This window comes from Paenibacillus sp. FW104-T2 (genome assembly GCF_058789975.1).
In genome coordinates this window covers 88409-101584 of sequence record NZ_JBYTCE010000011.1, presented here as the reverse complement: position 1 = coordinate 101584, position 13176 = coordinate 88409, and the positions used below count along the sequence as shown (strand labels likewise).

General features: G+C 47.4%; 11 protein-coding genes. 9 read left to right on the top strand and 2 right to left on the bottom strand.

All coding sequences use genetic code 11. The features are described 5' to 3' along the window. The first annotated feature begins 154 nt into the window (after nucleotides 1-154). From AC3WQ3_RS15635 to AC3WQ3_RS15620, 4 genes are all read left to right on the top strand, one after another. The gene (locus AC3WQ3_RS15635) at nucleotides 155-1693 is read left to right on the top strand and encodes an ABC transporter ATP-binding protein (protein WP_492472791.1); all 1539 of its coding nucleotides are present in this window, start codon (nucleotides 155-157) and stop codon (nucleotides 1691-1693) included. Beyond that, the gene (locus AC3WQ3_RS15630) at nucleotides 1686-2765 is read left to right on the top strand and encodes an ABC transporter permease (protein WP_110821115.1); all 1080 of its coding nucleotides are present in this window, start codon (nucleotides 1686-1688) and stop codon (nucleotides 2763-2765) included. Before AC3WQ3_RS15635 ends, AC3WQ3_RS15630 begins: the two co-directional genes overlap by 8 nt. Then, entirely contained in the window at nucleotides 2766-3728 is a 963-nt protein-coding gene (locus tag AC3WQ3_RS15625; RefSeq protein WP_127539344.1) for an ABC transporter permease, read from the top strand. Nucleotides 3729-3937: 209 nt separating this feature from the next. Beyond that, nucleotides 3938-4312 carry a hypothetical protein gene (locus AC3WQ3_RS15620; RefSeq protein WP_127539345.1) on the top strand — a complete coding sequence of 125 codons (375 nt, stop codon included), beginning with the start codon at nucleotides 3938-3940 and terminating at the stop codon, nucleotides 4310-4312. Nucleotides 4313-4318: 6 nt separating this feature from the next. Here the strand turns inward: AC3WQ3_RS15620 and AC3WQ3_RS15615 are convergent, their stop codons facing one another. Then, nucleotides 4319-4762 (bottom strand): GNAT family N-acetyltransferase, encoded by a 444-nt coding sequence (locus tag AC3WQ3_RS15615; RefSeq protein ID WP_492472790.1) that lies wholly within the window; start codon nucleotides 4760-4762, stop codon nucleotides 4319-4321. Nucleotides 4763-5363: 601 nt separating this feature from the next. Between AC3WQ3_RS15615 and ilvB the strand changes: the two genes are divergently transcribed. From ilvB to AC3WQ3_RS15595, 4 genes are all read left to right on the top strand, one after another. Next, nucleotides 5364-7115, top strand: coding sequence for a biosynthetic-type acetolactate synthase large subunit (ilvB, locus tag AC3WQ3_RS15610; RefSeq protein WP_336779343.1), 1752 nt, complete (start codon nucleotides 5364-5366; stop codon nucleotides 7113-7115). After that, entirely contained in the window at nucleotides 7112-7594 is a 483-nt protein-coding gene (gene ilvN, locus AC3WQ3_RS15605) for an acetolactate synthase small subunit (RefSeq protein ID WP_095288328.1), read from the top strand. Before ilvB ends, ilvN begins: the two co-directional genes overlap by 4 nt. Before the next feature lie 301 nt (nucleotides 7595-7895). Continuing rightward, entirely contained in the window at nucleotides 7896-8888 is a 993-nt protein-coding gene (gene ilvC / locus AC3WQ3_RS15600; protein WP_095288327.1) for a ketol-acid reductoisomerase, read from the top strand. Nucleotides 8889-9012: 124 nt separating this feature from the next. Next, nucleotides 9013-10554, top strand: coding sequence for a 2-isopropylmalate synthase (locus AC3WQ3_RS15595; protein WP_492472707.1), 1542 nt, complete (start codon nucleotides 9013-9015; stop codon nucleotides 10552-10554). 168 nt (nucleotides 10555-10722) lie between these two features. Here the strand turns inward: AC3WQ3_RS15595 and AC3WQ3_RS15590 are convergent, their stop codons facing one another. Continuing rightward, complete coding sequence (locus tag AC3WQ3_RS15590) at nucleotides 10723-11703, bottom strand: aldo/keto reductase (protein ID WP_193722146.1); 981 nt, start codon at nucleotides 11701-11703, stop codon at nucleotides 10723-10725. A 215-nt stretch (nucleotides 11704-11918) separates the two neighbouring features. On the opposite strand from AC3WQ3_RS15590, the gene leuB reads away from it, so the two are divergent. Further along, nucleotides 11919-13004 carry a 3-isopropylmalate dehydrogenase gene (gene leuB / locus AC3WQ3_RS15585; protein WP_492472706.1) on the top strand — a complete coding sequence of 362 codons (1086 nt, stop codon included), beginning with the start codon at nucleotides 11919-11921 and terminating at the stop codon, nucleotides 13002-13004. Nucleotides 13005-13176: the final 172 nt, after the last annotated feature.

Here is a 13176-nt window from a genome sequence, read left to right as displayed (position 1 = left end):
GAATGTATACATTTCAGCTGTGCTGGATGGATTCGATAATCTCAAGAGAAGGAAAGTGACCGCAACAAAAGCGGTTTTTTCCCTTGAACATACGTCGATAGACGTTTTTCTTACGTTTGCGGAACCAAACTATATCAGTTATAAGGGTGATTACATGGGTGCAGCAACCCCCGTCGTTGAGTTAAAACAAATCACGAAGCGTTTTCCAGGCATTGTTGCCAACGACGCTATCAGCCTTCAGCTTCGTAAAGGCGAGATCCATGCTCTACTGGGCGAAAACGGCGCTGGTAAGTCAACGTTGATGAATATTGTATTTGGTCTCTATCAGCCAGATGAAGGTTCCATTGAAGTGAATGGCAAGCCTGTCATGATCGATAGCCCGAACAAAGCCATCGAGCTTGGGATCGGCATGGTGCATCAGCACTTTAAGCTTGTTCAGCCGTTCACGGTAACAGAGAACATTATTTTGGGATCTGAACCAACAAAAGGTCTCAATATTAACTATAAAAAAGCGGCTGCTGAAGTGCAGCGTTTATCCGAACAATATGGACTCAAAGTGAATCCGCATGCCAAAATTCATGACATTTCAGTCGGTATGCAGCAGCGCGTTGAAATCGTAAAAACATTGTACCGCGGCGCTGATATCCTTATCTTTGATGAACCAACGGCAGTTCTGACTCCTCAGGAGATCAAGGAACTGATGGTCATCATGAAAAAACTCGTGGCAGAGGGCAAATCCATTATCCTGATCACACATAAGTTGAAAGAAATTATGGAGATCTCGGATACGGTCACGATTATTCGCCGAGGGAAAGTCATCGACTCTGTAAAGACATCGGAAACCAATCCCAACGAGCTTGCTGAAAAGATGGTTGGCCGTAATGTCACATTTAAAGTGGACAAAAAGCCGGCAACGCCTGGTGCAAACGTCCTTGAAGTCAGCAAATTGACCAGCAAAAACAAAGAGGGAATTTCTGTTCTGAATGAACTGAATCTGAATGTTCGTGCAGGCGAAATTCTGGGCATCGCTGGTGTTGATGGTAACGGACAGAGTGAGTTGATTGAGGCTCTGACAGGATTGCGCAAAGTGGATAGCGGATCGATCCGTTTGCAAGGAAAAGAATTGTCCAACCACTCACCGCGTCATATTTCGGAATCGGGAGTTGGTCATATTCCGGAAGACCGACATAAGCACGGATTGGTGTTGGATTTCTCGGTCAGTGAAAATATCGTTCTGGAATCTTACTACAAATCTCCGTATACGCGCAGAGGCTTCCTGAATTTCGATGCAATCAAAAAGCAGGCGAAGCGTCTGGTTGAGGCTTTTGACGTACGGACTCCTAGCATTGAAACCAAAGCACGTTCCCTTTCAGGGGGGAACCAGCAGAAGGCGATCATCGCGAGGGAAGTCGATAAGAACCCGGAGCTGCTTATTGCCGCTCAGCCAACACGTGGTTTGGACGTAGGTGCTATTGAGTTTGTCCAGAAACAGTTGATTGCTCAGCGTGACCAGGGAAAAGCGGTATTGCTGATTTCCTTCGAGCTCGATGAAATTATTAACGTTTCGGACCGCATTGCTGTCATTTATGAAGGCCAGATTGTCGGTGAAGTGCTGCCGGAAGAAACGAATGACAGGGAGCTCGGCTTGATGATGGCGGGTAGCACCCAAAAGAGAGGTACTGTACATGAGTAAAGTATTGAAATGGTTTACCCGTGATTCCTTTATTCTGCCTATCGTTGCGATCCTTATGGGATTGATTCTTGGCGGTATCGTTATGCTTATTGGGGGATACAACCCAATTGAGGCATATGGCGCTTTATTTAAGAAAGTCTTTGGTGACATGTACAACTTCGGAGAAGCAGTACGTGAGATGACTCCGCTCATTATGACGGGTCTCGCGTTTGCATTTGCGTCCCGTGCAGGACTGTTTAATATCGGTGGGGAAGGACAATTTCTCGTTGGTATGACTGCGGCTACATTTGTTGGGGTTAAATTCGCAGGTCTTCCGATCTACATTCATGCTCCACTGGCACTGATTGCCGGCGCGGTATTCGGTGGTCTCTGGGCAGCGATTGCCGGTTATCTGAAGGCCGCTCGAGGCGTAAATGAAGTTATCAGCAGTATCATGCTGAACTGGATTGGTCTCTATCTGGCCAATTTGATTGTACGGCAGTTTTTGCTGCTTCAAGGGGAGAACCGTTCGGTAGATATCAGTGAGTCTGCTTCGATCAGTTTGACCTGGTTATCCGAACTCATGGGCAACTCCCGTGTCCATCTGGGCACATTGATTGCCCTGGTTATGGCGGTGCTCTTTTATATCTATATGTGGAAAACAAAACAAGGGTATGAAATTCGTGCTGTAGGTTATAACCCGAATGCGGCTGAATATGCAGGGATGCATGTTAATCGCAACATCGTAAAAGCCATGTTCATCAGTGGTATGCTTGCGGGTCTTGGTGGAGCTTTCCAGGTACTGGGCGTATTCCAGTATCAAACAGTCATGTCGGGATCTCCAGGGACAGGTTTTGACGGGATTGCCGTTGCCTTGATTGGTTTGAACCATCCGTTTGGTGTGCTTCTGGGAGCGTTGTTGTTCGGTACGCTTACCTATGGATCTGCGGGTATGAGCTTTGCTGCAGATGTACCGCCAGAGATTATTCGAATTGTAATCGGTTCGATTATCTTCTTCATTGCGGCACAAGGCATCGTGCGCTGGGTACTTAAACCGTTCTATTCCAAGCGCAAGAAAGAGAAGGTGTTGTAGATGGACTTGTTGACAATTGGGCAAATTATCAATACGACGCTTGTCTTTGCTACGGCATTGATTTTTGCTTCCCTTGGAGGGATATTCTCTGAAAAATCCGGTGTAACCAACCTGGGACTTGAAGGTTTTATGGTCTTTGGCGCGTTTGCAGCCGGGATTGGGGCGCACTATGCCCAAGAAGCAGGAATGGGTGGAACAACGTCTGCCTGGATGGGTGTATTGGTTGCCGTTGCATTGGGTGTACTCGTATCCCTGATTCACGCTGTTGCGTCAATTACGTTTAAAGCTGACCAGATTATCAGTGGTATCGTCATTAACTTCCTGGCAGCAGGAAGTACGCTATACTTGGTTAAGTTGTTGTTTGAAGGATCCGGGGACTCACCTTTGGTGCAGGGCTTCAATAAATTTGATGTTCCACTTTTGAAGGATATTCCTTTGATTGGAGAAGCGTTGTTCAAGAACGTTTATCCGACAACATACCTGGCGATTATTCTAGTATTCCTGACGTATTACGTTCTGTTCAAAACGCCATTTGGACTCCGCCTGCGCTCTGTGGGTGAACATCCGAGTGCGGCTGATACTGTAGGTGTTAAAGTACGTCGCTATCGTTATGTTGGCGTAATGATCAGTGGTGCCCTTGCGGCTGTTGGTGGTGCCGCAATTACACTGACTACAACAGGCACCTTTTCGCATAATACGGTTTCTGGTCAAGGATACATTGCGATCGCAGCGATGATTTTTGGTAAATGGAATCCAATCGGAGCATTTGGTGCTGCTGTATTTTTCGGGTTCTCACAAGCAATTCGAAACTATGTGCAGCTGTTCGAATGGTCTCAAAGTATTCCCCAGGAAATTATTTATATGCTGCCATACCTGCTCACGATTATTGTTCTTATCGCGGCAGTCGGACGTTCGTCAGCTCCGTCTGCACTCGGTGAACCGTATGATCCGGGGAAAAGGTAGACGTAAGCAATTCATTAAACGATATAATAAGTTTTATCAGAGAAAGGGTCCGCTTTTGTGCGGGCTCTTTTTTGTTATGCAAATAGCAATTCATACGTTTCCACTGTGTCAGGGTAGAGACCCATATTTTCAAGTAGGGACAAAGAAACAGGCGAAGCAAGTGATGGACGAATACACTGTTTTGAATGATCCGAGGAGGAGGGGAAAGTATGAAACAACATGTTACGCGTCGTGAAGCGTTGAAATTCGTGGGCAAAAATATCGTTGCGGTGAAAAAAGACGGCACTCGGGTTACGGGGAAGCTGTTGAAAGTATCCGGCAATAAATTAGTGCTAAAGCGTGTGAATGGCAAAAAAGTGCGTACAAAAGCCATTCTTCCACTGGTTTTGTTTGATTTGCTTGCAATCGCCACATTGCCTTACGCTTACGGCCCGGGACCGGGCTATGGGGGTCCTGGCTATGGAGGTCCTGGGTATGGACCAGGCTACGGACCTGGACCAAAACCCGGCCCCGGATATGGTCCAGGCTATGGTCCGGGACCCGGGTTCGGACCGTATGGACCGCGTCCACCAGGATTTTTCTAGGAGAACCTAAATACTCTTTTCCATTTCGTAACAGCGGCTTACCATAATATAACGAACGGTACTATATCCATTTTTTTGATAGAACTGCAGCCCTTTTGTATTGCCTTCGTCGACCATTACTTTGGATCTTTTGCAGCCTCGTGAAGCGGCGAAGTTTTCGGCTTTTTGCAGCAAAGTCTGACCGTACCTTTTACGCTGTTCTTTTGTAGCAACTGCCATCATATCGACATATAACAACTCGCCGTGCATAAGGAAATGTATAAATGCTACAGCTTCTTTGTTCGGGTCCGGTGAGACAACAAAGGTCATGCCCCTGTTCATACGCAGGGGTATGTCTTTGCGTATTTTGTTGATTTCATTGGTACTCATATGGGATAGAGGAACAAGTTGCGAGTCAATTAAACTCATGATGGCGCCATCATCCAGCCTCGAATTGCGTTGCCGAATCACCATGCTGATCCTCCTTTCAAGACTAGTCGTGCTGCTCGTATATCCTATGCCTGGAGCAAGATAAAAGGTGACTGAATGAAGTGAAGGGAATAGGGTAACGTTAAGTAGCGTAGTAGAGAGATAAAGGGCGTTTAAAAAAATTATCCAAATCAGGTATTGACTTATCGGTTGGAGGAATCATATAATGTTCCTAACATTTAACGAGAATATTTAATCGGCTATGAAGAGGACGAAGTTTTAAGGGCTCTTTTGCTCAGAGAGTGGCTGGATCTGCTGAAACCACCACCATAATCCCTTATATACGAGCTCACCTCGGAGCTGTTTTCCTGAAAAGCATTGGATGTCACTCCACTCGCGTATTAGGGAAAATCGTATGTCTGCGTTACAGACAACAGGTATGGAAGACGGCTATGTCCGTTTGACCTATCGTTTTTTGTACCTGGTAAGGTCCGTTATTGCGAAATTTCGGACAAAGTTGGGTGGTACCACGGAAGCAACAACCTTTCGTCCCTCGCAAGCATTAACTTGTTTGCAGGGATGAAAGGTTTTTTTTGTAACTTCAAATGTCAGAATGATGTAAATTCCGAGAGGAGGATGACTGATGGGAGCTCAAATTCCAGAAGTACGATCAACAGATGAATTACGTGAAAAATGGATGAAGCCGGAGGTCATTAGCGGTTCTGAGATTCTGCTAAGAAGCTTGTTGCTGGAAGGTGTCGAGTGCGTATTCGGTTATCCGGGCGGAGCGGTGTTGTACATTTACGACGCGATGTACGGTTTCGAGGACTTCAAGCATGTACTGACTCGTCATGAACAAGGTGCGATTCACGCAGCAGACGGATATGCACGTGCGAGCGGCAAAGTTGGTGTTTGTATCGCAACCTCCGGTCCGGGAGCAACGAATCTTGTAACCGGAATTGCAACGGCATATATGGATTCCGTACCACTCGTAGTCATTACGGGGAACGTCATTTCCAGCCTGATTGGTTCGGATGCTTTTCAGGAAGCGGATATCACCGGTATCACAATGCCAATTACCAAACACAGCTATCTGGTAAAAGACGTTAAAGATTTGCCGCGTGTCATTCATGAAGCATTCCATATTGCTAATACAGGGCGTAAAGGTCCGGTGTTAATCGATATTCCGAAGGATGTTTCTGCCAACAAAACCTTGTTTGAACCGATTACTGAACCAGTGACGCTGAGAGGCTACAACCCTCGGACAGTGCCAAACAAACTTCAGGTTGATCGACTGGCTCAAGCCATTCAGGAAGCAGAGCGTCCGATGATCCTTGCAGGTGGCGGAGTCGTTTACTCCGGTGGACACGAAGCACTGTTCGAATTTGTTGAGAAAACAGGCATTCCAATCACAACGACACTTCTTGGACTTGGTGCTTTCCCAAGCGGACATGAGCTTTGGACCGGAATGCCGGGTATGCACGGAACATACACGTCCAACCAGGCGATTCAACAAGCGGATCTGTTGATCAACATCGGAGCTCGCTTTGATGATCGGGTTACAGGGAAACTGGATGGTTTTGCACCACATGCCAAAATCGTGCACATCGATATCGATCCAGCTGAAATTGGCAAAAACATTGCGACGGATATCCCAATCGTTGGGGATGTGAAGACGGTACTCGAAATAGCCAACAAGGAAGTGCAGCGTGCCGAGCGTGCGGATGCCTGGAGAGACCAGATCAAGCAGTGGAAGCTAGAGAAACCATACAGCTACACGGATTCCGAAGACGAGTTGAAACCACAATGGGTCGTTGAGTTGTTGAATGATACAACCAAAGGTGAGGCGATCGTGACTACTGACGTTGGTCAACATCAGATGTGGGCGGCGCAGTACTACAAGTTCAATCAACCTCGCTCATGGGTAACCTCCGGCGGACTCGGAACAATGGGCTTTGGATTCCCTTCGGCAATTGGTGCACAGATGGCGAATCCGGATAGACTGGTCATCTCCATTAATGGCGATGGCGGAATGCAGATGTGTTCACAAGAACTGGCAATCTGCGCGATCAACAATATCCCGGTCAAGATTGTCATCATTAACAACCAGGTGCTTGGAATGGTTCGCCAGTGGCAGGAGATCATCTACGAGAACCGTTACAGTCACATCGATCTGGCAGGAAGCCCGGATTTTGTAAAACTGGCTGAAGCATATGGTGTAAAAGGACTGCGTGCCACGAACAAGGAAGAAGCTGAACGGGCATGGCAGGAAGCACTGGATACACCTGGACCGGTCGTTGTAGAATTTGTTGTTCGCAAAGAAGAAAATGTATATCCAATGGTTCCGCAAGGAGCAACAATTGATCAAATGCTGATGGGGGATGCTGAGGAATGATTAGACATACGATTTCGATTTTGGTCAACGATCAGCCTGGCGTCCTGCAGCGGGTATCGGGGTTGTTCGGTCGACGTGGGTTCAACATTGAGAGCATTACGGTAGGTCAGTCGGAAGAAGCGGGCTTGTCCCGTATGGTCATTGTCACTATTGGTGACGACAAAACGCTGGAGCAGATTGAGAAACAGCTCTATAAAATCATTGACGTAATCAAAGTGGTGGATTTCAGCCTCAAGCCGATGGTTGCCCGTGAACTCGCTTTGATTAAAGTAAAAGCAGAACCTTCCGAACGCCCTGAAATCATGGGAGTGGTTGAAACGTTCCGTGCATCGGTTGTGGATATTGGTCCAAGTAGTCTGATGGTTCAGGTTGTTGGAGATACCGACAAAATCGACGCCATGATCGAGCTGCTTAAGCCGTATGGCATTCGCGAACTCTCGCGGACTGGAGTAACTGCACTGGTACGTGGAAACGTATAATTGCCAATAGATCTAAATCTATGGTCTAATATGCATATCGGGTAAGCAACGAAGGATACGAGAAGAAGCAGTACAACAGACTGCAGGTGATCCTTGAATGACATCGTGATCCTGCATCTGCTGCAATTCAACATTTTAGTGATGTAACGCTTGAAAAGAGAGCTACACCCCCGCACTAAAGGGCGGGTGTCTGAACGGATCGGATCAGACCTGATTTGCTGGAACAGCCAGCATGCCGGTCCCTTGAGACACCCGCTCATTAATGAAGGGTTCTTTACAATACAAAGGAGGACTTATAAACATGCCAGTAACTACTTATTATGAACAGGATGCAGAGCTTAGCGTATTGAAAGGAAAAACGATTGCCGTAATTGGTTACGGTAGCCAGGGCCACGCCCAAGCACAAAACTTGCGTGATAGCGGTTTGAATGTAGTCATCGGACTTCGTGAAGGTAAATCGTTTGACACTGCAAAAAATGACGGATTTGAAGTATTGTCTCCGGCTGAAGCAACTAGCCGTGCAGATGTGGTTCAAATCTTGCTCCCTGACGAAACGCAAGCTTCTGTATACAAAAACGAAATCGAACCTAACCTGAAAAAAGGCGCAGCATTGCTCTTCTCCCACGGTTTCAATGTTCATTTCGGTCAAATCGTTGCTCCAAAAGACAGCGATGTTCTGCTGGTAGCTCCTAAGTCCCCTGGCCACATGGTACGTCGTACCTACGTGGAAGGATTCGGTGTACCGGGCCTGATCGCGATCGAGCAGGATGCAACAGGTAAAGCAAAAGACATCGGTCTTGCATATGCAAAAGGTATTGGCTGCACACGTGCAGGCGTTATCGAAACATCCTTCCGCGAAGAAACAGAAACAGATCTGTTCGGTGAGCAAGCTGTTCTGTGTGGCGGTGTAAGTGCTCTGGTAAAAGCTGGTTTCGAAACGTTGACAGAAGCTGGTTATGCTCCTGAAATGGCGTACTTCGAGTGTCTGCACGAATTGAAGCTGATCGTTGACCTGATGTATGAAGGCGGACTTGCAAGCATGCGCGATTCCATCAGTAACACAGCCGAGTACGGTGACTATGTAACTGGACCTCGCGTTGTAACTGAAGATACGAAGAAAGCGATGAAAGAAGTCCTTTCCGATATCCAACAAGGTAAATTCGCACGTGACTTCATCCTGGAAAACCAATCCGGTCGTGCGTTCCTGACAGCAACTCGTCGCAACGAAGCTGAACACCCAATCGAAGTGGTTGGCGGACAATTGCGTGAGATGATGCACTGGATCAAGAAGTAATCCATTTGCACTTATAAGATAAGCAATTTTACAGCTTTAACCGGAAATAGCGGCCGTGCTTATGCGTGTGCCGCTATTGCTGGTTTAGAGGCAAATATACATTACAGTCTAGGAGGTGCGAGGCGTGCGTAAAATCTATGTATTCGACACAACGCTGCGTGATGGAGAACAATCCCCGGGAGTCAATTTGAACACTCGTGAAAAGGTGGAAATTGCCCATCAGCTCGAGCGGCTTGGGATTGACCGGATGGAAGCCGGGTTTCCGGCAGCATCTCCAGGCGATCTGGCAGCGGTAAATGCAGTAGCGAAAGCGGTTAAAAATATTACGGTTATTGGCTTGTCCCGCTCCAGAGAGCAGGATATTGATGCGGTTAGAGAAGCGCTCAAAGGTGCACAGGACCCATGCATTCACGTATTTTTGGCAACTTCACCGATTCACCGCCAACATAAATTGCGCATGGACAAAGCGCAGGTGCTGGATACGGCTCGTTCTGCCATACGTTATGCGAAGAAGTCATTTTCCAAAATTGAGTTCTCTCTTGAAGATGCAGGCCGTACCGAGTATGACTTCCTCGTTGAAATGGTGAATATGGCCGTAGAGGAAGGTGCTTCGGTAGTTAACATTCCGGATACAGTAGGTTATCTGAGTCCTTATGAGTACGGTAGCATTTTCAAGCATCTCAAAGAGAATGTTCATGGTATTGAAAAAGTGCAGCTGAGTGCACATTGTCACAATGACCTGGGTATGGCAACTGCCAATACACTGGCTGCCATTCTGAATGGTGCGGATCAGATCGAAGGTACGATTAACGGAATCGGTGAGCGTGCAGGAAATACGGCGATCGAAGAGATTGCCATGGCACTGGAGACACGTCAGGAATTCTTCCAGGCAAAAACTTCTCTGCAGCTTTCGGAAATTGCACGTACCAGCCGGCTTGTTAGCCGTTTGACAGGAATGGTTGTTCCAGGAAACAAAGCCATTGTTGGTGCGAACGCTTTCGCACATGAATCCGGTATTCATCAGGATGGCATGCTGAAAGAAAAAACAACGTACGAGATCATGACGCCAGAGACCATCGGTCTGAAGGAAAGCAAGCTCGTACTGGGTAAACACTCTGGACGCCACGCGTTCCGTGAGCGCTTGATTGAGCTGGGTTATGAACTGGATGAAGAAGCACTGAATCGTGCTTTTGCCCAATTCAAAGATCTGGCGGATAAGAAAAAAGAAGTCACTGATGAGGATTTGCTCGCGGTGATCGAAGAGAAATTGCAGGATGCACCTGAGGTGTACAAACTGGAATCCATCTTCGTGACGTATGGGGATGAATCGACTCCGACAGCCAAAGTCCGTATCGCCACGCTTGACGGTAACACCGTTGAACAGCAAGCGGAAGGTAATGGTTCCGTTGATGCCATTTACAATGCGATTGACAAGGTGAGCGGGGAAGAGGTTACACTGTCCGATTACTCCATCAAGTCGGTTACACATGGTAAAGATGCACTCGGTGAAGTGCATGTTGTATTGACACAGAACCAGGTTTCCGTTCAAGGGCGCGGTGTAAGCACTGATATTCTGGGTGCAAGTGCACGTGCTTATGTGGATGGCCTGAACCAGCTGATTGAGAAACGTAAAACATACACCAACCGTGTCAATGTGAATCTGTAAACAGTCTCAGCAGGCATCCAATGCACTCGAACTGCACTGCATGTTTGTAGAGCAAGCTAAAAAAGTCTGACCCTAGGTATGGATCTAAGGTCAGACTTTTTGCTATAGCTTGAACGATATATATGTTGATCAATTAGGACGGATATAGAAAATTGCAATTAGAGCAGATTACCACGCATATGCGTTGGGGGCATGTCCACCCGGACCCGGGAATATCTCATCAAGACGTTTAAGCACCGCTTCATCCAATGTGACTTCAAGACATTTAAGTGCAGTTTCGAACTGCTCCAGCGTACGGGGACCGATGATTGGTGCGGTCACTGCAGGATTGGCTGCAACCCAAGCCAAAGCAATCGTATCCTGTGGTTCACCAAGATCGCGGCACAGTGCTGCAAATTCTTCAAGCTGTGTTTTATGATGTTCAATGCGTTCCGCGATGCCGCCGCTGCGTGTGCCTTCCAGCTTCTGAAGTGCATTGCGACCCAGCAAGCCACCATCAAGTGGGCTCCATGGAATCACGCCAAGGCCCAGCTCTTTGGCTGCAGGCAGCACTTCGAGTTCAGGCAAACGACAGTTAAGACTGTATTTATGCTGCTCGGACACCAAACCGAGGAAATGGCGGTTTTTGGCTTCGCTTTGAGCAATGGCAATCTGCCATGCAGCGAAGTTGCTTGATCCGACATAACCAATTTTGCCTTGATGGACAGCATTTTCGAATGCCCCCCATAGCTCGTCCCAGGAAACCGCCGGGTCCACATGATGCATTTGATATAGCTCTACATGGTCTGTCTGCAAGCGGCGAAGGGAGCCTTCCAGGTGACGTCTGATTTTATAGGCAGAGAGACCGGCATCGTTGTTGGGACCATCCGTTTCATCATGCATGGAACCATACACCTTGGTCGCAAGCACCACTTTTTCACGTCTGCCGCCACCCTGGCTGAACCAGCGACCGATAATTTCCTCGGTAAGGCCGGAATTCTCACCCCAACCATAAACGTTAGCGGTATCAAAAAAGTTAACGCCAGCATCGAGTGCTGCATCCATGATACGGAATGCTTCTTTTTCGTCTGTAGCAGGCCCAAAATTCATGGTGCCGAGACAAATCCGGCTTACTTTAAGACCTGATTTTCCCAAGTACGTGTATTGCATGATTCGCAATCCCTCCTGAGTTACCTGAATTTGACTTCACGTATTATTTTACTCCAGTCTGACGAGCAGAACAACAGACCTCAAACCTCTTATAGGTAAAATCTATTAAAGTCATAGATTGTATATCTTGGTCAAATGACCACTGAATATGATACAAAAGAGAGAGTTAAATATGACACGTTCGATTGAGAATGAATGAAGGAGTTGGACAACCCATGACAGACGTAAAAAAAATTGCAGTCATCGCAGGTGACGGTATCGGTCCGGAAGTTGTAGCGGAAGCAGAGAGAGTACTTAAACGCACGGAGGAAGTATTCGGTTATCGTTTTGAAACCGAGCACGCACTGTTTGGCGGAATTGCGATCGATGAAAAAGGCACACCTCTTCCAGAGGAAACACTCACCGTATGCAAAAGTGCAGATGCCGTGTTGCTTGGAGCCGTTGGCGGTCCAAAATGGGACAACAACAGCAAGGAACTCCGTCCGGAAACGGGCTTGCTGGGAATTCGCAAAGCGCTCGGATTGTTCTCCAACCTGCGCCCGGCCGTTGTGTTTGACTGCCTGAAGGATGCATCCACATTGAAACCTGAAGTACTGGAAGGCACGGACCTGATGGTGGTTCGGGAGCTGACCGGAGGCATTTACTTTGGTGAAAAATTCAGACGTGAAGGCTCACAGGGGCAAGAAGCTGTGGATACCTGTGTATATAATGTAACTGAAGTGGAGCGGATAGTTCGTCAAGCATTCGAAATTGCTCAAGGACGCCGCAAAAAACTCGCTTCTGTGGATAAAGCCAATGTACTGGAGACATCCAGACTCTGGCGTGAAGTGGTTAACCGGGTAGCCCCGGAATATCCGGATGTTGTAGTGGAGCACGTTCTTGTTGACAACTGTGCGATGCAGCTGCTGCGTCGTCCAGCCAGCTTCGACGTCATCGTAACGGAGAATATGTTCGGAGATATCTTGAGTGATGAAGCAGCAATGCTGACAGGTTCAATCGGTATGCTGGCCTCTGCATCACTGGGGGAAGGCAGCTTCGGTCTGTATGAGCCGGTACACGGTTCGGCACCGGATATCGCTGGTCAAGGATTGGCCAATCCAATTGCTACGATTCTATCTGTTGCACTTATGTTCCGTACAACCTTTGGTTACGCTGAAGGTGCGGATGCCATTGAAGCCGCTGTAGCGGAAGTGCTGAATGCAGGACACCGTACAAGCGATATTGCTGTAGATAAGAGCAAAGCCATCAGTACTACGGAAATGGGCGATCTGATCGTTGCAGCGATCCGTAAACAGGCATAGTTCAGACATCATGATCGGGCAGCCCTTAGCTTTCCAATAGGAGAGATCGAGGGCTGTTCCTTTATATTTTGGCACGAAAATTTCTTATTTATAATTATTATAAAAAAATAACGTTTATAATCTTGACTTTGAGAAGTCCGGATGATAACATTTTACTTGTACTTGTTATCAA

Excerpts from the sequence above, each read along its gene's own strand:
- AC3WQ3_RS15625 (WP_127539344.1), top strand. The coding sequence starts at position 2,766 with ATGGACTTGTTGACAATTGGGCAAATTATCAATACGACGCTTGTCTTT.
- ilvN (WP_095288328.1), top strand. The coding sequence starts at position 7,112 with ATGATTAGACATACGATTTCGATTTTGGTCAACGATCAGCCTGGCGTC.
- leuB (WP_492472706.1), top strand. The coding sequence starts at position 11,919 with ATGACAGACGTAAAAAAAATTGCAGTCATCGCAGGTGACGGTATCGGT.
- ilvC (WP_095288327.1), top strand. The coding sequence starts at position 7,896 with ATGCCAGTAACTACTTATTATGAACAGGATGCAGAGCTTAGCGTATTG.
- AC3WQ3_RS15635 (WP_492472791.1), top strand. The coding sequence starts at position 155 with ATGGGTGCAGCAACCCCCGTCGTTGAGTTAAAACAAATCACGAAGCGT.
- AC3WQ3_RS15620 (WP_127539345.1), top strand. The coding sequence starts at position 3,938 with ATGAAACAACATGTTACGCGTCGTGAAGCGTTGAAATTCGTGGGCAAA.
- ilvB (WP_336779343.1), top strand. The coding sequence starts at position 5,364 with ATGGGAGCTCAAATTCCAGAAGTACGATCAACAGATGAATTACGTGAA.
- AC3WQ3_RS15590 (WP_193722146.1), bottom strand. The coding sequence starts at position 11,703 with ATGCAATACACGTACTTGGGAAAATCAGGTCTTAAAGTAAGCCGGATT.
- AC3WQ3_RS15630 (WP_110821115.1), top strand. The coding sequence starts at position 1,686 with ATGAGTAAAGTATTGAAATGGTTTACCCGTGATTCCTTTATTCTGCCT.